This window comes from Nonlabens sp. MIC269, assembly GCF_001430865.1.
Taxonomy (GTDB): Bacteria; Bacteroidota; Bacteroidia; order Flavobacteriales; family Flavobacteriaceae; genus Nonlabens; species Nonlabens tegetincola.
In genome coordinates this window covers 1277487-1297100 of sequence record NZ_CP011373.1, presented here as the reverse complement: position 1 = coordinate 1297100, position 19614 = coordinate 1277487, and the positions used below count along the sequence as shown (strand labels likewise).

The 19614-nt window shown below is 35.3% G+C and carries 21 protein-coding genes; 8 read left to right on the top strand and 13 right to left on the bottom strand.

The genetic code is table 11. The annotated features are described in order from the left end of the window. Window position 1: 1 nt before the first annotated feature. The 3 genes from AAT17_RS06145 to fbp are packed head-to-tail and all read right to left on the bottom strand — an operon-like array spanning window position 2 to window position 2242. Window positions 2-826, bottom strand: a complete 825-nt coding sequence (locus AAT17_RS06145) for a hypothetical protein (RefSeq protein ID WP_060523299.1) — start codon at window positions 824-826, stop codon at window positions 2-4. An 11-nt stretch (window positions 827-837) separates the two neighbouring features. Further along, on the bottom strand, window positions 838-1191 hold the full coding sequence (locus tag AAT17_RS06140) for a hypothetical protein (protein WP_042276221.1): 354 nt from the start codon (window positions 1189-1191) through the stop codon (window positions 838-840). Between the two features lie 43 nt (window positions 1192-1234). Continuing rightward, window positions 1235-2242, bottom strand: a complete 1008-nt coding sequence (fbp, locus tag AAT17_RS06135; protein ID WP_060523298.1) for a class 1 fructose-bisphosphatase — start codon at window positions 2240-2242, stop codon at window positions 1235-1237. A gap of 108 nt (window positions 2243-2350) precedes the next feature. Here fbp and AAT17_RS06130 point away from each other — a divergent pair, with 108 nt between their 5' ends. Genes AAT17_RS06130 through AAT17_RS06120 form a run of 3 tightly spaced genes read left to right on the top strand, consistent with a single transcriptional unit; the run spans window position 2351 to window position 6000 of the window. Beyond that, window positions 2351-2827 carry a GNAT family N-acetyltransferase gene (locus AAT17_RS06130; RefSeq protein WP_060523297.1) on the top strand — a complete coding sequence of 159 codons (477 nt, stop codon included), beginning with the start codon at window positions 2351-2353 and terminating at the stop codon, window positions 2825-2827. Next, a complete protein-coding gene (locus AAT17_RS06125) occupies window positions 2827-4110 on the top strand; it encodes an aspartate kinase (protein WP_060523296.1) in 1284 nt (427 codons plus the stop codon). Before AAT17_RS06130 ends, AAT17_RS06125 begins: the two co-directional genes overlap by 1 nt. Before the next feature lie 60 nt (window positions 4111-4170). Then, a complete protein-coding gene (locus AAT17_RS06120; RefSeq protein ID WP_060523295.1) occupies window positions 4171-6000 on the top strand; it encodes a lysophospholipid acyltransferase family protein in 1830 nt (609 codons plus the stop codon). Window positions 6001-6052: 52 nt separating this feature from the next. Here AAT17_RS06120 and AAT17_RS06115 read toward each other — a convergent pair whose 3' ends face one another. From AAT17_RS06115 to AAT17_RS06105, 3 genes are read right to left on the bottom strand one after another with little or no spacing between them, the layout of a single operon-like run. Further along, a complete protein-coding gene (locus AAT17_RS06115) occupies window positions 6053-6469 on the bottom strand; it encodes a TM2 domain-containing protein (protein ID WP_060523294.1) in 417 nt (138 codons plus the stop codon). Window positions 6470-6504: 35 nt separating this feature from the next. Then, window positions 6505-6900 carry a VOC family protein gene (locus AAT17_RS06110; protein WP_060523293.1) on the bottom strand — a complete coding sequence of 132 codons (396 nt, stop codon included), beginning with the start codon at window positions 6898-6900 and terminating at the stop codon, window positions 6505-6507. Continuing rightward, a complete protein-coding gene (locus AAT17_RS06105) occupies window positions 6893-7831 on the bottom strand; it encodes a 2-hydroxyacid dehydrogenase (protein WP_060523292.1) in 939 nt (312 codons plus the stop codon). The genes AAT17_RS06110 and AAT17_RS06105 overlap by 8 nt, the downstream gene beginning before the upstream one ends. 101 nt (window positions 7832-7932) lie before the next feature. Here AAT17_RS06105 and AAT17_RS06100 point away from each other — a divergent pair, with 101 nt between their 5' ends. After that, entirely contained in the window at window positions 7933-8628 is a 696-nt protein-coding gene (locus AAT17_RS06100; protein ID WP_060523291.1) for a zinc metallopeptidase, read from the top strand. 65 nt (window positions 8629-8693) lie between these two features. On the opposite strand, the gene tyrS is transcribed toward AAT17_RS06100, so the two are convergent. Next, on the bottom strand, window positions 8694-9992 hold the full coding sequence (gene tyrS / locus AAT17_RS06095; RefSeq protein WP_060523290.1) for a tyrosine--tRNA ligase: 1299 nt from the start codon (window positions 9990-9992) through the stop codon (window positions 8694-8696). 84 nt (window positions 9993-10076) lie between these two features. Between tyrS and AAT17_RS06090 the strand changes: the two genes are divergently transcribed. Continuing rightward, window positions 10077-11075: an NAD-dependent epimerase/dehydratase family protein gene (locus AAT17_RS06090; RefSeq protein ID WP_060523289.1), complete on the top strand. Its 999-nt coding sequence runs from the start codon at window positions 10077-10079 to the stop codon at window positions 11073-11075. On the opposite strand, the gene AAT17_RS06085 is transcribed toward AAT17_RS06090, so the two are convergent. The 3 genes from AAT17_RS06085 to AAT17_RS06075 are packed head-to-tail and all read right to left on the bottom strand — an operon-like array spanning window position 11072 to window position 13562. Continuing rightward, the gene (locus AAT17_RS06085) at window positions 11072-11497 is read right to left on the bottom strand and encodes a DUF4296 domain-containing protein (RefSeq protein ID WP_042276202.1); all 426 of its coding nucleotides are present in this window, start codon (window positions 11495-11497) and stop codon (window positions 11072-11074) included. The genes AAT17_RS06090 and AAT17_RS06085 overlap by 4 nt on opposite strands. Beyond that, window positions 11494-12834, bottom strand: a complete 1341-nt coding sequence (locus tag AAT17_RS06080; protein ID WP_060523288.1) for a dihydroorotase — start codon at window positions 12832-12834, stop codon at window positions 11494-11496. The genes AAT17_RS06085 and AAT17_RS06080 overlap by 4 nt, the downstream gene beginning before the upstream one ends. After that, entirely contained in the window at window positions 12831-13562 is a 732-nt protein-coding gene (locus AAT17_RS06075; protein WP_060523287.1) for a polyprenol monophosphomannose synthase, read from the bottom strand. Before AAT17_RS06075 ends, AAT17_RS06080 begins: the two co-directional genes overlap by 4 nt. Window positions 13563-13643: 81 nt before the next feature. Between AAT17_RS06075 and AAT17_RS06070 the strand changes: the two genes are divergently transcribed. Next, window positions 13644-14276: a DUF4271 domain-containing protein gene (locus AAT17_RS06070; protein ID WP_060523286.1), complete on the top strand. Its 633-nt coding sequence runs from the start codon at window positions 13644-13646 to the stop codon at window positions 14274-14276. Between the two features lie 12 nt (window positions 14277-14288). Further along, on the top strand, window positions 14289-15032 hold the full coding sequence (locus AAT17_RS06065) for a uroporphyrinogen-III synthase (RefSeq protein ID WP_042277252.1): 744 nt from the start codon (window positions 14289-14291) through the stop codon (window positions 15030-15032). Window positions 15033-15114: 82 nt separating this feature from the next. Here AAT17_RS06065 and pckA read toward each other — a convergent pair whose 3' ends face one another. Beyond that, window positions 15115-16731 carry a phosphoenolpyruvate carboxykinase (ATP) gene (gene pckA, locus AAT17_RS06060; RefSeq protein WP_060523285.1) on the bottom strand — a complete coding sequence of 539 codons (1617 nt, stop codon included), beginning with the start codon at window positions 16729-16731 and terminating at the stop codon, window positions 15115-15117. A gap of 67 nt (window positions 16732-16798) precedes the next feature. Further along, window positions 16799-17185 carry a DUF423 domain-containing protein gene (locus AAT17_RS06055; protein WP_042276193.1) on the bottom strand — a complete coding sequence of 129 codons (387 nt, stop codon included), beginning with the start codon at window positions 17183-17185 and terminating at the stop codon, window positions 16799-16801. A gap of 53 nt (window positions 17186-17238) precedes the next feature. Between AAT17_RS06055 and AAT17_RS06050 the strand changes: the two genes are divergently transcribed. Then, complete coding sequence (locus AAT17_RS06050; RefSeq protein WP_060523284.1) at window positions 17239-18603, top strand: saccharopine dehydrogenase family protein; 1365 nt, start codon at window positions 17239-17241, stop codon at window positions 18601-18603. Here the strand turns inward: AAT17_RS06050 and AAT17_RS06045 are convergent. Beyond that, window positions 18600-19577, bottom strand: a complete 978-nt coding sequence (locus tag AAT17_RS06045) for an acyl transferase (protein ID WP_060523283.1) — start codon at window positions 19575-19577, stop codon at window positions 18600-18602. The genes AAT17_RS06050 and AAT17_RS06045 overlap by 4 nt on opposite strands. Between the last annotated feature and the right edge of the window lie 37 nt (window positions 19578-19614).

The following is a 19614-nucleotide window of genomic DNA, read 5'->3' as shown; positions in this document are numbered from 1 at the left end:
ATTAATTTCCTAATTCAAATTGGGAATATTGCTTTATGAGAAATTGCTGTAATTCTTCTCTTTTTGAAATAAGTTTATTTTTATTGATGTTTTGACTAACCTTTAAATTATGATCTTCTAATTTATTTTGCAAGTTTTCAGTAAATGTACCGCTTATCGCACTGGCTATGTAGTACTGGTGAAAACTATGTAGATGAATTTCATACAAATCATATTCTATAGACTGTAAATTACGGGTGGATGTTTTAAAAGCATCTTCTACAAATGCTTTAATTGCTGTTAACATGCCACTAATCATATCTTCATCTAGGGTTTCTTTAATCTGATAACTTCCTAATAATATTCCAGAGCCTTTTTCAATTATAAAAACTTGTTCTAATTCTGCCTCGGCAAGATCGCTTATGATAAGTTCTTCTTCCTTGACACCTGTGAACATACTCTTTATTTTTCTTTTAATGGTTTGAACTGAAAATACGTCCTGAGTAGTTTGCTCTATACGCTCAGATAAAATTTTAATTTCTTGTGCGATATATTTTTTTATCATTTGCCCCATAATGGGGTATAGGGCTTCAACAACTTGATCTTTTGATTCGGCGATTTGAGTTTTTAAAGTCTCGGTAATAATTGGTCCTAATTCTTGAGGAATACGTTCGGTAAATTCTAGTAATTCGTCTTGTATTATTGGAGATACCTTTTCTGAAAGTTTAGCACGTTCACGCAAAGTTTCTTCCAGCTTACTGATTTTTACAGAAATGCTCTGTGCATATTCACGTTCGTCAGTAAGTAAGAGAGATTTTAGTAGTTCTAATTTCTCATCGGTATTCATCAAGGAACCTTTTACTGGGCTTTAATTTTCTCCCCAAGTTCTATTAATGAATCTCCAAGCATTTTTCGACTAGTTTTAGCATCATCTAGCTCGTCTAGTCGATCTTCCATCTTGCTTTCAAGATCAGTAAGACGAATGTTTAGATCAGTTGACAAACTATCAATACTTTTTGATAGCTCTTCTCTAGCATCGTCGATTAAATCTTGAAGTTCCTGCTTTTTTTTCTGAAGATCTTTTTTAAGTAGTTCAAATTCAGAATCATATTGTTGTATGTTTTCTCCAAAAATGAGGTTTTTTATAGCCTCTAATTTTGAATTACTATCTACAACAGCTTCGTTAGGGGTATTTTTTTCAGGTTGGGCCATCTCAATACATTTTCAAATAGCTAAAATACCATTTTTTATTAAATTATGGTATTCTTTGAATAAACTGCTCAGCCTTTTCAACCATGTTTTTGCTTCCGCAAATAAATGGTACCCTTTGATGAAGTTCTTCTGGTTTAAGATCTAAGATTCTTGTATGGCCATCGCTGGCTTTTCCTCCAGCTTGTTCGGCGATAAATGCCATAGGATTGCACTCATAGAGAAGGCGTAGTTTTCCATTACTTGCCTTACTGCTTTTAGGGTACATATAAATACCACCTTTGATCATGTTACGATGAATATCACTTACAAGACTTCCTATATATCTACTAGTGTAAGGTCGATCTCCTTCTTCCATTTGGCAATATTTTATGTAATCTTTAATCCCTTGTGGAAAATGCACATAATTACCTTCATTAACACTGTAAATTCTTCCATCTTCTGGAAATTGCATGTTAGGGTGTGAAAGATAATAGGTTCCCAGCGCTGGGTTTAGAGTAAATCCATTTACACCATGACCTGTAGTGTAAACTAGCATTGTAGATGTTCCGTATATAATGTATCCAGCTGCAACTTGTTGATTACCTGGTTGTAGAAAATCTTCCAGTTGTACCGGTGTTCCTGGTGGTGTTACTCTTCTGTAGATGGAAAAGATAGTTCCTACTGACACATTTACGTCGATGTTTGAACTACCATCAAGTGGATCCATAAGTACCACATATTTACTTGCGTGGTTACCATCGTTACCTTCAATAGTTATAAAGTCGTCATTTTCTTCACTTGCGATACCACAAACGATTTGCCTGTTAGTCAATGTCCTTATAAAAGTATCGTTTGCAAAAACATCTAATTTTTGTTGGTCTTCACCTTGGGTATTGATTTCACCTATACTACCAGTAATGTCTACCAGACCAGCCTTGTTAACCTCGTGGTTAACCATCTTTGCTGCTAGTCTTATCGAGTTGATAAGTCTACTTAATTCACCGCTACTATAAGGAAATGCAGCTTGATGTTCTATAATAAATTCTCCTAGGGATTGGTTTTTGGTAGCCATATTTTATATCGTTGCTGCAAATATCTTAATAAATGCAGGTAACTACAACGATGTAGTGCTAACTTTTTTGAATTATACTCTACTAGACTTTAATTTAGCAAAAAAACCATGATAAACATTCGACAGGCCACCCAACAAGATTTTTCTAGAGTTCTTGAATTAATTAATGAATTAGCCCTTTTTGAAAAGGAGCCCGATGCAGTTGAAATTTCAATAGAAGATTTAATTCAAAACGGGACAGGAAATAATCCTCTTTTTACTTGCTTTGTAGGTGAATATAAAGGTAATATTGAAGGAATGGCATTGTGCTATCCCAGATTTTCTACATGGAAAGGTGTTACAATTCATTTAGAAGATTTAATTGTTACTCAAGAAATGAGAGGAGTTGGTTTAGGAAAAGCCTTATACAATGAAGTTCTTAAACACGCATTAAAAAAGGGTGCAAGGCGAGTAGAATGGGTAGTGCTGGATTGGAATACACACGCTATTGATTTTTACAAGAATACTGGAGCAACAGTATTTGACGAGTGGCGTGTTGTTCAAATGGATCACGGTTCTTTAACGGCTTATATTGACAAACAGTAATGAGGATATTCAAATTTGGTGGAGCATCGGTTAAAGATGCAAATGGTGTAAGAAATGTAGTTAATGTATTGCGTATTACTGGATTTCGTGATTTAGGAGTGGTAGTTTCAGCAATGGGTAAAACAACAAACGCTCTTGAAGAAATACTTGCACGATATCAAAAAAATGATAATTCCTATCTTAAGTTGATTGATAAACTCTACGAGCAACATAATGAAATTATTGTAGAGTTAGAAGAGGTTACAGATTTCATAAATGAGGATGAGGTATTACGCTTTCGCGAAAGCGGATTAAAAAATATACTTAAAGGAATTATTGAAGCTTTAAAGGGCGAGTTGTTACGTAATAAAACAAAAAATTACAGTTTTTTATACGATCAAGTCGTAAGTTATGGAGAACTTATTTCAACTAAAATTGTTGCAGCTTTTTTAAATGCCTGTAACATTCCTGTGCAATGGGTGGATGCAAGAGAATTAATTAAAACTGATACTAAGTACCGGGATGCTGGAGTGCAATGGCAGGAAACTGAAAATGCTATTAAAAATATAAGTGGCTCCTCGTTCCTTACTCAAGGATTTATAGGAAGCGATGACAATGGTTTTACAACCACGCTAGGTAGAGAAGGAAGCGATTATACAGCTGCTATCTTTGCATATTGTCTGGATGCCGAAAGTGTCACTATTTGGAAGGATGTTCCTGGTGTTTTAAACGCAGATCCTAGAGTGTTTCATGACACTGTTTTGCTAGAAAAAATCCCATACAACGAGGCTATTGAATTAGCATTTTATGGAGCGAGTGTCATCCATCCTAAAACTTTACAGCCTTTACAAAGAAAGAGTATACCACTACATGTGAAGTCTTTTTTAAATCCTAAAGAAAACGGGTCAACGATTACTCACTCAAATACCTTATTACCTGAAATTCCTTGCTATATCGTGCGTAAGAATTTGATCTTTTTAAGAGTTTCTTCTAGAGATTTTAGCTTTATAGGTGAAGGAAATATTTCGGAAATATTTCACGAGTTGAGCGAGGCTAAAATGCAGGTAGGTTTATTACAAAATTCGGCAATAAGTTTTTCAATTTGTGTTGAAGATAAATACAGTCTAATAAACGTTCTATTGTCTAGATTACAAGAACGTTACGACGTAAGTGTGGTAAAGAATGTTGCTTTATATACAATTAGACATTATAATGGTGAAAAAGTAGCTAGTATTGAAAATGAGCAGCAGGTATTACTAAAACAACGCACACAAGAAACCCTGCAGGTTGTCGTTAAACAATAGTGACTTAACATTTATAGTATATTTGTGAGTCAATCTATTAATTGACCAGGACTTTATTTTATGGGACTTGTAACTGCCAAAGAGGTCGCAAAAGCGATAAATATTGATAAATACGGTGCATTAGGTACTTTAGGCGGTTGGTCGTTGATGAAAATCTTGAGACTTTCTGCTTTAAATAGAAAGTATGATAAATTTAAACATCTGCAAGGTTCAGAATTTTTGAATGCCTTACTGGATGATTTACAAATTTCCTTTGAAATTCCAGAAGAGGATTTAAGACGTATACCAAAAACAGGACCGTTTATAACTATTTCCAATCATCCCTTGGGTGGAATTGACGGTATATTATTACTTAAATTACTTCTAGATAGAAGACCCGATTTTAAAATTGTTGCAAACTTTTTATTACATCGTATAGAGCCTTTAAAGCCTTATGTAATGCCTGTAAACCCTTTTGAAAATCATAAGGATGCAAAAAGCAGCACAGCAGGTTTTATGCAAGCTATTAGGCATTTAAAAGCAGATCAACCTCTAGGGATTTTTCCTGCTGGTGAGGTTTCAACTTATAGAGATGGTAAATTGGTGGTAGATAAAGAATGGGAAGAGGCGGCAATGAAACTCATACATCGTGCTCAAGTACCTGTTATTCCAATCTATTTTCATGCAAAGAACAGCAGGTTATTTTACAGACTTGCAAAGATTTCTGACACATTGCGTACTGCAAAACTTCCTAGTGAATTATTAACTCAGAAAAAGAGAGTTATTAAAGTAAGAGTAGGAAATGCAATCCATGTAAAACATCAGCAAGAGTATACCGATCTAGGAGAGTTTACTGATTTTCTTAGAAAAAAAACGTACATGCTTTCTAGAGCATACGATGAATCAGGTAAAAAGTTTACTGATTTACCTAAAAGCATAAAACTTCCCAAAGCTCCTGAGCGTATCGTAGGTCACGTTAAGCCTGAAGATATGGAAAAGGAAATTGAATACCTAAGAGAGAACGACAAGAGGTTATTGATCTCTAAAAACTATGAGGTATTTCTAGCTGAAAGTAAATCTATTCCAAAGATTTTACATGAAATTGGTAGGCTGCGTGAAATTACTTTTAGAAAAATAGGTGAAGGGACTAATAAATCTATTGATTTAGACAAATACGATTCCTATTATCATCAAATGTTCCTCTGGGACAAGGATGCAAAATGTATCGCTGGTGCTTATCGTATGGGAATGGGGCAACAGATCTACAAGAAATATGGTATTGAAGGTTTTTACCTAAATGAACTCTTCAGGTTTGACAACGAGTTACACAAAATGATGAGCGAGAGTATAGAGATGGGACGAGCATTCATTACATCGGACTATCAACAAAAGCCTATGCCACTGTTTTTGTTATGGAAAGGAATTGTGCATTGTACACTACGTTTCCCGTCGCACAAGTACCTAATTGGCGGAGTGAGTATTAGCAATAAATTCTCAAATTTTTCAAAATCATTGATGATTGAATTTATGAGAAGTAATTATTACGATCCTTATATCGCACAATATATAAAGCCTAAAAAAGAATTTAAAGTTAAGTTGGCCGATGCTGATAAGGATTTCATTTTTGACGAATCTCAGGCTGATTTAAATAAATTTGATAAGCTTATTGATGAGCTAGAGCCTAATGAATTAAGGTTGCCAGTACTCATTAAAAAATATGTAAAGCAAAATGCTAAGGTCGTAGCTTTTAATGTAGATCCTTTATTTAATGACGCTATTGATGGTCTTATGTACATACGAATTGCTGATTTGCCAGAAAGTACGGTAAAACCTGTGATGGAGGAATTTCAAGCAGAAATGGAGTCTAAATATTTTAAAAATGGAGATTCAAAATCTACCTATTCTGAATAAAAAAAACCGCCATTTTAAAAATGGCGGTTTTTAATTTAAATAATTTTATTTGTTAGAACCAAGGTTTTCTACCAGCTTGATAAGTGTTGTAGAACTCTTCATCTGACTTGGTCAGGTAAATAATACCTTCTATTAAACCTACTGCATAAGTAGCCATAACTATGAATATACCAAAAAATACACAGGTCGTAATCCATCCTATCACTGTGAGTCCAGCAAGAATGAACCCTTCTTTTTGATAACCTAGAATAAACTTGTGTACACCTAAACTCCCTAAGAAAATTCCTAAAAGTCCTGCAAGTAATTTTTTATTATCTCCATTGTTTACCGTGTCATTTAAGCCACGTTGAAAGTCTCGTGCACTTTCTTTTGCAGCATCAGCGGCTTCATTAAATGTTTCTTTTGTGCTGTCATAGGCATCCGATGCAGATTCTTTTGCCTTGTCAAAGGGATTGTTTTCCTCGCTCATAATTATTGGTTATTAAGGTTGTTAATGTTACAATATTACTGTTTTTCAAATAATTCTTCTTGCTTAGGTTCCCACAATTCAACTTTCCTACCATCACAATCTATGATCCAAGCAAATTTACCATAATCAAATTCCTGCATATCTCCTTCTTGTTGAATGCCAGAATTTTGTAAGTCTGCTAATAATTCTTCAAGATTATCAACACGATAATTAATCATGAATTTTTGATCTTTTGGATAGTAAGTAGTATCCGCAGGAAAAGGACTCCACTGTTGACTAGCTTTGGGCTCTCTTTTTACTTCTTCTGACATAAAAAAAGTGCATCCATATTGATCAGTATTTAATCCCAAATGTTTTTGATACCATTGTTTTGTTCTTTCAGGATCGTTACAAACAAAAAATATTCCTCCTAATCCGGTTACTCTAGCCATGATTCTTAATGATTTTATCGGCAATAACTTCTGCCAATTTATACTTTGATTCAATCGTCCATCCAGCCACGTGAGGACTTAATATCACATTTTTCATACTTATAAGCTCATTAAACTCTGGTGGCATGGTATCATTTTCAAATAATGATGTAAAACTACTCTTTTCAAATTCTAGTACGTCTAATCCAGCTCCTAATATCTTTTTATTCCTCAAGGCCGTGACTAAATCCTTAGTTACAACCGCCTTTCCTCTTGCAGTGTTAATTAGATAGAACGCTTTCGCGAAAGCGTTAATAAAATCTTCATTCACCATTCCTATCGTTAGATCAGTTTGTGGTGTGTGCAATGAGAGAACATCTGCCTGTTGCTGTAATTCCTCAAGAGTTACCTGGCTGGCATTTTCATCTTGTAAACCTGACTTTAAATCATGAAAAATCACCTTGCAGTCAAACCCTTTAAGTTTTTTAGCAAATGCTTTACCCATATTTCCGTAACCTATTAATCCAATGGTTTTTCCATCTACCTCGATGCCGCGATTTTCTTCTCTTTGCCAAAGGCCGTTGCGCACCTCATAATCTGCTGTATGTAGTTTATTAAAAAGGGCTAGTAACATTCCTAGTGAGTGCTCGCCTACTGCATTGCGGTTACCTTCAGGTGCGTTATAGCATACTATTCCCAACTTGCTTGCGGTTTCAAGATCTATGTTTTCTAATCCAGCACCTATTCTTCCTATAAACTTAAGATTTTTGGCCTTTTTTAGAAAGGTTTGATCAATAGGGAATCTACTACGTACGATTAATCCATCGTACTGTTCAACTGTTTTTTCAACTTCTTCTTTTGAAGAGTTAAAATCGCATTCATTTTGAAATCCAAAATCAGACAGTTTCTGAATCAAAATAGGGTGGTTCTCGTCTAGATGTAAAACCTTCATAGGGCAAATTATAGGGTAAAAATAATCATTTCATAATGGTGCGGTTCTTGTAATTAAGAATAAAAAACTACTTTTATTTAATAATTTAAAACATAAAAAGAATGGGTTTAATGGGGTACTACATTATCGGAGGATTGGTAATGCTGGTAAGTATGTATGTAAGTAATAAATTGAAATCTAAATTCAAGCACTATTCAAAAATTCATTTACGTAATGGAATGTCTGGGGCAGAAATAGCTCAAAAAATGCTAGACGATAATGGCATAACGGATGTAAAAGTAATTTCTGTAAAAGGTCAATTAACAGATCACTACAATCCGGCTAATAAAACGGTTAATTTGAGTGACGTGGTGTACTCTCAACGTAACGCAGCAGCCGCTGCTGTTGCGGCTCATGAAGTAGGCCATGCGATACAACATGCTACAGCTTACTCATGGTTAGGAATGAGGTCAAAACTAGTGCCTGTAGTAAGCATCGCATCACGATTTTCACAATGGGTTATTATCGGTGGGATCACACTAGCCGCGACTACTCAATTTGGAAATACGCTACTATTAATAGGTATTCTAATGTATGCTACAGGAACCTTGTTTTCTTTTATCACCTTGCCAGTTGAGTATGATGCTAGTAATCGTGCTCTAGCTTGGTTAGAAGGTAACAATATGCTTACTAGAGAAGAACATGAAGGCGCCAAGGATGCCTTAAAATGGGCAGCACGTACCTATCTGGTTGCGGCTGTAGGTTCACTCGCCACACTTTTATACTTCTTGTCTATATATTTAGGAAGAAGAGATTAAAAATTCTCAAATAAAAAAAGCCTCTGATATTTCAGAGGCTTTTTTTGATTGGGTTAAAGAAGTTTTTATTTTAAAATAACTAGAAACTTGTTACGCTTACCTCGCTGTAAAAGCATTAAGTCACCAGCAATAATATCGTCTTCATTTATAGCTCTTTCCTCGGTTATCTTATTTTTATTTATTGATAAACTATTTTCTTTAAGAGCTCTTCTTACTTCACTATTAGATTTTAGGAATCCAGTAGTCTCTGCAAAGAATTGAACTAGATCTATGCCATTTTCAACCACTTTGCGATCTACTTCTACTTGTGGAACACCTTCAAAAATCTCGAGTAAAGTAGCTTTGTCAAATTTGTTCCATTGCTCTGGTGTTACCGTTTTACTAAATAGAATTTGTGAAGCTTCTACAGCTGTTTCGTAAGCTTCTTTACCATGGACCATAACGGTTACTTCTTCAGCTAGGCGTTTTTGAAGAGATCTTCGGCCTGCATCCTGATTGTGTTCTTCGATTAATTGTTCACATGTTTCCTTGTCTAGAAAAGTGAAAATTTTAATCCAGTTTTCAGCATCGGCATCCGTTGCATTAAACCAGAATTGGTAAAATTGATAAACACTTGTTTTGTCTGCATCTAACCATATATTTCCCGATTCTGTTTTACCGAATTTCGTACCATCAGCCTTAGTAACTAAAGGAGTAGTAAGTGCATAAGCTTTTCCACCAGCCTTACGTCGTATTAACTCTGTACCAGTGGTGATATTTCCCCATTGGTCACTACCACCTATTTGCAGTTTACAACCCATTGTTTCATAGAGATGTAAGAAATCATATCCCTGAAACAGCTGGTAGGTGAATTCTGTAAAGCTCATCCCATCCACTTCACCCGTAAAGCGTTTTTTCACGCTATCCTTGGCCATCATGTAGTTTACAGTAATGTGTTTACCAATATCTCTAGCAAAATCGATTAGGCTAAATTCTTTCATCCAGTCGTAATTATTCACTAGAACAGCACGAGTACTTTCATCACCAGATTCAAAATCGATAAATCTAGATATTACGTTTTTGACACCTTTTATATTTTTATCCAGAATCTCTTGGGTAAGTAAGTTACGCTCACTGCTTTTACCACTTGGATCACCTATCATACCAGTGGCTCCACCTACAAGTGCAACCGGTCTGTGACCAGATCGTTGTAGGTGCATGAGTAAAATGATTTGTACTAGACTTCCTATGTGAAGAGAATCTGCAGTAGGGTCAAAGCCTATATAACCTGTAACAGTTTCCTTGTTAAGTAGTTCTTCAGTATCGGGCATGATATCATGTATCATTCCTCTCCATCTCAATTCATTTACAAAATCGTAGGACATAAGCTTGTGTTTTGACCTGCAAATATATGGGGTTTTGGCAGTTTTGTAGCACTGTGATCGTGATGTATTCATTACTTTTACAACATGATTCTTATCACAGGAGCAACTGGATTATTAGGAGGACATTTGTTATATCGCTTTCGCGAAAGCGCAACACAAATAATTGCCATTTTTAGAACAGAGAGTAGCAAGGATAAAGTACGCCGCATTTTTGAATCGTACGACAAAGAAAGTGGACATCTCATTGAGAATTTTAATTGGGTAAAGGCTGATGTTCTGGACGTGCCTAGTTTAAACCTTGTCTTTAACAATGTAAAACAAGTATATCACTGTGCAGCGGCCATTGAAGCAAATAATTTTGAAGAACTTGAAAAAATAAATGTCACTGGAACTGCTAATGTTATTAATACAGCATTGCACCACAATGTAGAAAAATTTTGTCACGTAAGTAGTATAGCGGCTTTAGGAGATGCTCCAGCAGGAAAACCAACTAGCGAGGAAGACTTTTTTAATTTGGACGGACTTAATAGTGATTATGCCATTACAAAATATGGTGCCGAAATGGAAGCCTGGCGTGCTACTCAAGAAGGTATGAAGGTTATAATTGTCAATCCTGGAGTTATACTAGGCGAAGGTGATTTTAATTCAGGATCGGGTAAGTTAATATCTAGAACAGCTGGCGGGAATAAATTTTATACTACGGGTGGTAGTGGTTTTATAGATGTACGTGATGTTGTGCATTACATGGTAAATCTCATGGAAAGTGATGTGGAAAATGAGCGTTTTATCCTAGTGTCTAACAATCTTAATTACAAAACTGTTCTTGATCAAATAGCAGGTCATTTAAAGGTAAAAAAGCCTAGTATCAAATTAAGCGCATGGTTTTTACATTTTCTATCTATACTATCTCAACCTATAGGCTGGTTAGGAGGTTCAAGTTTAACTAGTGCCACAGTTAAGAGTCTCACTAGTGAAACGTATTATAGTAACGATAAAATAAAAGCTGTCTTACCGAATTATGAGACCAAGCATTTTGATCAAACCATACAAAGGGTTACAACTTTTTATAAGAATCTAAATTAATTTTCTTCTTTTAAATTATTAATACTATCCCTTTCTAATAGTGTGTTTAAGGGTGTTTTTAATTCACCTAATTTATTTTCACGCTGTTGACGTGCTGCAATGCTATCCTTGATGGTGTTTAATTTTGATTGAGTGAGCTCAATCATTTCCAAATATTCATCAGGTCTTTGGTTGTAGTATTCTAAATTCTCTTTAAATACAAGACTGTCGATTTGATGCTTCTTATAAATATAGGCAGTAGGAAGAGTGCCCGTTTTCATAAAATTATCACGATTTGTTCCTATCGCCCCTTCAATCAAATATAAGTCGGCAAAAACATCAGACATCTTCTCAATATCAAGAAAAGATTCTGGACGTTCCACTTTATTGATGTTAACACAACCTACAATTGTGATAAAGAGTATGAAAATTATTTTTTTCATCGATTGAAACTTAATTCTTGGGCATTTCTTTCTGCACTTACTTTAAAGTTGTGATAGGCTATGTGACCATTAACGATAGTATGTGAAATTCTACTTTTAAAGGTAACACCTTCAAAAGGAGACCATCCACAGCTCGCAAGAATGTTATCTTTGGTAACAGTCCATGGGTTATTGGTGTCTACAATAACTAGATCTGCCTTATATCCTTTTCTTATATAGCCACGTTTTTCGATGTCAAATAATCTCGCTGGATTGTGACACATTTTTTCAACCACCTTTTCAATAGAGATTTTTCCTTCATGTACAAATTGTAACATGGCTGGTAAAGCATGTTGGACTAAAGGACCACCACTAGGACAACTTGTATAAGTGTTTGATTTTTCTTCAATAGTATGTGGCGCATGGTCTGTAGCTATTACGTCAATCCTATCATCCAATAGGGCTTCCCATAACTGATCTCTATCACTTTTTGTTTTTACCGCAGGATTCCATTTTATAAACGCTCCTTTTTCTTTGTAATCCTCGTCACTAAACCACAAGTGATGTATACAAACCTCGGCAGTGATTTGTTTTTGCTCTATAGGTAATTTATTATCAAAAAGCTCGGTTTCCTTACCGGTTGACAAATGAAAAACGTGAATTCTACCACCAGTTTGTTTAGCAAGCTCAACGGCCTTTGAGCTACTTTTATAACAGGCTTCTGCACTGCGTATTTTTGGATGTTCGGTTATTGGAATTTCTTCACCATATGTATTTAGAGCCTCCTCTAAATTTGCTTTTATGGTGTCTTCATCTTCACAGTGTAGCGATATTCTAAGCTTTACTTTAGAAAAAATTTCTTTAAGAACTTCCTCGTCATTGACCAGCATATTCCCTGTTGATGATCCTAAGAACAATTTAATACCAGGTACTCTATTAATGTCCACTTTGAGTATTTCATCAAGGTTGTTATTAGTACCACCAAACATGAAACCATAATTAGCATGACTAGTTGCTGCTGCAATAGCCATTTTATTTTCCCACTCTGGAATAGTGGTGGTTTGTGGTTTTGTATTAGGTTGTTCCATAAAGGTGGTTATTCCACCAGCTACAGCAGCAGCACTTTCTGAAGCGATGTTACCTTTATGAGTAAGACCTGGTTCTCTAAAATGTACTTGATCATCAATTACACCTGGTAGAACATATTTTCCTTCGGCATCAATAATAATGGTGTTAGGATCTTTGGCACTTATTGATTCATCGATTTCAAGAATAGTATCACCTTCAATGAATATGTCTCCTTCAAAAATGGTTCCTTCATTGACAATTTTAGCATTCTTAATTAAAGTCTTTTTCATATTTCTAATTTCCCTAGTACACTCTTTATTTTCATAGCTATTACACCAATAATAGCCTCGCTTATTATTCCTTTCGACATTTTAGATTCACCTTTTGAGCGGTCAGTGAAAATGACTGGTATTTCAACAATTTTTGCTTTCAGTAAGTAGGCTTTGAACTTAAGTTCAATTTGGAAAGCGTAGCCCACAAATTTAATCTTATCTAAATTAATTTTCCTTAATAAACTTGATTTATAACATTTGAATCCTGCTGTCGTGTCATGGATATCCATACCAGTTATGAATCTCACATATTTTGATGCAAAATAAGATAGTAATATGCGACTCATGGGCCAGTTAACCACGTTGACACCTTTGACGTAACGGCTACCTATAGCGAGGTCTGCGCCATGTGTAGCACATGCTTCATAAAGAATAGGAAGATCAGCTGGATTATGACTGAAATCAGCATCCATTTCAAATATAAAGTCATATTCTCTTTTTAACGCCCATTTAAACCCATGGATATAGGCCGTTCCTAGACCAGCTTTATTTTTTCTAATTTCTAAATGCAGTCTATTGTCAAATTTTTTTTGAATCTGTTTTACTTCATTTGCAGTGCCGTCTGGTGAATTATCGTCTACGACTAATAAATGTATGTCATCATTTAAAAGTAATACTGCATTACAAATGGATGAGATATTTTCAATCTCATTATAAGTAGGTATTATGACTAATGTCTTTTTCATATAGCAGGCGCAAAAATACTCAAATATTCTACCCTATTTTAAACGACTAGTTGAATAGCTTATTTTTGTGTTCACTTGCTTATGAGTCCACTCGCACAAAATTTTGATTGGTTTTTTATTGTACTTACTACATTACTCGTTTTTGTGGTGATTGCACGTTACATGTCTAGTATTCAAATTACCGATTACTTATCTGTTTTTATAAATGACAAAATAATAAAAGTAACCTTGGACGAGCCTAAAGCTTACAGGTGGATTCATGCAGCCTTAATTATTTGTTATTTTGTTGCTCTTACAACCATAGCCCAACTGGTTTGGGGTGATAACCACCTTATAAGTAAGGAATGGGTAATGAAACTGCTTTTAATCATCTTGTTTTATAGTTTTCAATACTTTGTGTCAAAAATTTGTTCTGTAATAACAAAGACAGAGGATGTTGTTTATTTAGGCTGGCACTATAGGTGGTTTATGAGAAACGGGTTTGCTATTGTTGCCATTTTATTTGCTATTGTAGCAGCGTTTAAAAGTTTGCAGCACGATACCCTTGTTATAGCGGGAATTACAGCTGTGTTCATGGAAATACTTATCAGTATTTTAATTATAGTTAAGTTAAAGAAGGTGCTTTTAAACAATTGGTTTTATTTTATTTTGTACCTTTGCGCCCTTGAAATCGCACCCTACTTACTTTTGTATAAGTATGTTAAGGGTGGATAATTGAAATTGCATATGGACAATAAAGTGAAAACAATTCTGGTTTCACAGCCACAACCAAAGGCTGAAACCTCACCTTATCAAAATCTTGTAGATCGTACTAAGGTGAAGATTGATTTTCGCTCTTTCATTCACGTGGAAGGCGCGAGTGCTAAGGAGGTAAGAGAACAAAAAATTGATCTTTCTAAGTTTAGTGCTATCATCCTTACTAGTAGAAATGCCGTTGATCATTTTTTCCGCGTTGCTGAAGAAATGCGTTTTAAAATTCCAGACTCTCTAAAGTATTTTTGTCAGTCAGAGGCTGTAGCTTATTACTTGCAAAAATATGTAGTCTATAGAAAGCGTAAAATTTATGTAGGTAAAAGGACTTTTGCAGAGCTTACTCCTCTTATTAAAAAACATAAAAACGAATCTTTTTTAGTTCCTAGTTCTGATAAATTAAAGGATGATGTACCTAGAGAGCTTGATTCGCTAGGAGTGAATTGGAAGAGTGCTGTTTTCTTTAGAACAGTAATTAGTGATCTTTCTGACCTTGCAGATGTAAAATACGACGTTCTGGTATTTTTTAGTCCTAGTGGTATAGAGAGTTTGTTCAAGAATTTCCCTGACTTTGTGCAGGATAAAACTCGTATTGCTGTTTTTGGTAACACTACGATGAAAGCAGCGCAAGAAAAAGGTCTTCGAATAGATATTCAGGCACCTACTCCAGAATCGCCTTCTATGTCAATGGCGATCGAAAATTATATTAAAGGAAAATAAAAGGTAGAATTTTCGCTTTCGCGAAAGCGAAATTTAATAAAAACAAAAAAGGCTTCTCATTGAGAAGCCTTTTTTAATAGTGTTATTCACTAATTGCTGGCGGTCCACCAGCAAGGATTTCTTCACTAGCATAACTTTCAAATTTTTTGAAGTTATTCATAAAGTAATCTCTTAATTTATGTGCGGTCTTATAATAACCTTCATCATTGTTCCATGATTTTCTCGGGCTTAAAACTTCGTCAGGCACGTTAGGGCATGTTCTAGGTTGAGCCACGCCAAACATAGAGTGTATGTGATAATTGTCTTTATTTGCCTCTTCTAAACTTCCGTCAAGGGCAGCGGTAATCATCGCTCTTGTGTATTTAAGCTTCATTCTGTGGCCAACTCCATAAGGACCTCCAGTCCATCCGGTGTTCACTAGCCAAACGTTGGTACCAGTTTCCTTCATTTTGGCGCTCAACATTTCAGCATACTTAGTTGGATGTAAAGGCATAAAAGGAGCTCCAAAACAAGCTGAGAAACTAGGTTGTGGTTCATTTACTCCAGCTTCAGTACCAGCTACCTTTGCAGTATATCCACTAATAAAGTGGTATGCAGCTTGTCCTGGCGTAAGTTTTGAAATCGGAGGTAACACACCAAAAGCATCTGCTGTAAGGAAGAATATATTTTTTGGATTCTTTCCTTTTGATGGTTGCTTGATGTTTTCAATATGATAAATAGGGTAGCTTACTCTGGTGTTTTGAGTAATACTAGTATCTGCAAAATTAACGGTGCCATTCTCATTGAAAATCACGTTTTCTAAAATAGCTCCTGGTTTAATCGCATTATAGATCTCAGGTTCACCCTTTGGGTCTAGATTTATGACCTTGGCATAACAACCACCTTCAAAGTTAAAAACTTCATTGTTTGAGGTCCAACCGTGTTCATCGTCACCGATAAGAGCTCGATTAGGATCGGTCGATAAAGTAGTTTTTCCTGTTCCACTTAAACCAAAGAATATTGCTGTATTTCCGTCCTTACCTACATTGGCACTACAGTGCATAGGTAATGTGTTTTTGTCTACAGGAAGAATGAAGTTTAAGGCACTGAAGATACCTTTCTTGATTTCACCTGTATATCCTGTTCCTCCTATCAAAGCAATTTTTCTTGAAAAATTCAAAATTGCAAAATTGTGTTGTCTGGTATGATCAACCTCAGGATTAGCCATAAATCCTGGAGCGTTAATTACCGTCCATTCAGGATCAAAGTTGTCTAATTCGCTTTCATCGGGTCTTAAAAACATATTGTGAGCAAACATGTTAGACCATGGATATTCATTAATCACTCGTAGATTAAGTCTATAGTCATCATGTGCACATGCATAAGCATCTCTCACAAAAAGCTCTTTTCCATTTAGGTATGCTGTAACTTTTTCTAATAACGCATCAAAATGATCTGGTTCAAAAGGAATATTGATGTCACCCCACCAAATTTTGTCAGATGTTACATCGTCTTTAACGATAAAACGATCCTTTGGGGATCGTCCTGTAAATTCACCTGTGTTTACGGCTAGGGTACCGTTTTTAGTTTCCTTACCATTGAAACGCTCTACGGAGATTTCTTGCAGATCTTTTGGTGCAAGTTGGTAATGTAATTGAGAATCTGTGATTCCCCATTTTTCTAGTGAGATAGTTCTCATAGCTAGTGTATTTGAACCCATGTTGTGTGGTTTGGGAGTTAAAATTTGATGCAAAAGTAACGCACTATAACGTTGTAGTACAACCTTTTTAACGTTTTAATTTTAAAAAATTGTACACGTTTACAGCCCATCCTATGATTAAAAGTAGCCCACCAATCGGTGTAATTGGTCCTAGAAACTTTAATGTAATTCCCAGTATTTCCTGTAAACTAAGTAAGTAAATACTCAATGAGAAGAAAATGGTTCCTACCGTGAATAAATAATAAACTGTTTTTTTGTGAGTAGCGGTTGCTTGATCGATTAAACTCATAATTAATAAAGCAAATCCGTGGTAGATTTGATATCTAACTCCTGTTTCAAAACTTGCCAATTGTTCTGGTGTAAGTGCTTCTTTTAAAGCATGCGCACCTAATGCTCCTAGTATCACTCCTATAAGGATAAATACACTTCCTGTGACTAAAAAATTCTTTCTCACAAAATTTTCTTTTGATTATTATCTATGTACTTTGGTCTAAAATTACAACTCATATGCGTCATATCTTAGTAATCGGAGCAGGAAAATCAACAGGTGTCCTATTAGATTATTTAAAAGAAAAATCTGAAACTCATCAATTGTTTATCACTGTAGGTGATAAGGATATAGACCAGGCATTGAGGTTGACTCAAGGGCATAAAAACTGTGAGGCGATAGCGCTAGATGTTTTTAATGCTGCAGATAGAAAGACGCAAATTGAAAAGGCTGATATCATTGTTTCTATGTTGCCAGCAAGATTTCATATTGAAGTGGCAAAGGATTGTTTGAAACTCGATAAAAATATGGTTACCGCAAGTTATGTGAGTGAAGAAATGCAAGAACTTCACGATGATGTGGTGAAAAAGGGACTTGTATTCATGAATGAGATTGGTGTTGACCCAGGAATTGATCATATGAGCGCCATGCAGGTTATCGATAAAATCAAAAAGCAAGGTGGAAAAATGTTGCTTTTTGAATCGTTTACTGGTGGATTAGTTGCGCCAGAACATGATGATAATTTATGGAATTACAAGTTCACGTGGAATCCTAGAAATGTGGTCACTGCTGGTCAAGGTGGTGCTGCAAAATTTATACAAGAAGGAACTTACAAATACATACCCTATAACCGACTTTTTAGGAGAACCGAGTTTCTTGATGTAGAAGGTTATGGAAGGTTTGAAGCTTATGCAAACCGCAATAGCTTGCATTATCGTGAAATTTATGGTTTAAACGACGTTCTTACTCTATATCGTGGTACTATGAGAAGAGTAGGATTTAGTAGGGCTTGGAATATTTTTGTCCAACTGGGAATGACCGATGATACTTATGTCATGGAAGGTTCTGAAAACATGTCTTATCGAGATTTTGTAAATAGCTTTTTACCGTATTCACCAACTGATAGCGTAGAGCTCAAAATGCGCAATGAGCTTAAAATTGATCAAGATGATATTATGTGGGATAAACTATTAGAGCTAGATCTTTTTAGTTCTACTAAAATGATAAGTCTAAAAAATGCAACTCCTGCACAAATTCTTCAATATATCTTACAGGATTCTTGGACCTTGGAAGAAGGTGAAAAGGACATGATAGTTATGTATCACAAATTTGGATATGAACTTGATGGTGAGCGCAAACAAATAGATAGTACCATGGTTTGTCTGGGTGAAGGTGACTATAAAACGGCAATGGCCAAAACAGTGGGATTACCAGTTGCAATTGCTACATTAAAAATACTTGATAAAGAAATTACAAATCCCGGTGTGCAAATTCCAATTTGCAGTTCTGTTTACGAACCAATTTTAAAAGAATTAGAGTCTTATGATATTCGCTTTCGCGAAAGCGAAACAAATTACCTAGGTTATAATCCTATTCATCGTTAGGTAGTGGCCATAAGGTTACAGCCTCTAATATCGCTGTGGTCAAATCTACCAAGAACTTCAAAGGTACCGTCCTGGTACACTTTTCCTAGATCTTGGGTAGCAATAAAACTACAAGAATAATAATTAGCAAGGTCAATAATGTTTAAGCCACCTGTCTTGCCGTAATCTTGACTGCTCAACGGATCATTGAGTTGCCTGGCAGATACACGCATCCAATTTGGAGTTTTAAACAGCTTACCATCAAATGAATATGCTTGTGACAGTAATTCTGTCATTCCATATTCACTGTGAATTTGAGCCTTTGAGAAAGATTTCTTTAGTATGTCATGAAGTTCAGACTTAATAATTTCCTTTCTCATCCCTTTCATTCCTCCAGTTTCAATGATTATTGTATTAGGTAAATCCATCGGGCACATTTCAGCGAGTTGTAAAAGAGCAAACGTAACACCAATTAATATTACTTTTTTATCCTTTAATTCTTGAAGGATTGTAATGAGGTCTTCCATGTTTCTTAAATAGAAGCCGCTTTTCTCATGTTTACTTTGTTGGATCCATCTGTTAACCATGTGTACTAGAGACGAGCCAGTGCGATCAAGGTAATGCGGTAAGAGGCCAAGAACTACATAATCTTCAATATTGCCATATACTTCTTTGAAAGATAGATCTAAACTACTGTGATAATCTTCTATCGAATGTACTAGATGTCTTGAGACTGTGCTGCCTGTTGTACCAGAACTTGTAAATGTTTGTTGTATTTGTTTCCCTGTAATTACCACATCATGAGTTTTGAAAAATTCAATAGGTAAAAACGGTATTTCCTCTATCTGGTGAACTTGTTTGTTTCCTAAGAGGTAATTACAGTACCTTTTATAAACGGGATTGTTGTTGTACTGATAGTTGAATTGATGAATACATTGTTCATTAAATTCCTTATGGTCTTTTATAGTAAAAGGATTTTTTCTTGTAGTATTCATATTAAAGGCAAAAATAAAAAAGCACTGCGTATCGCAG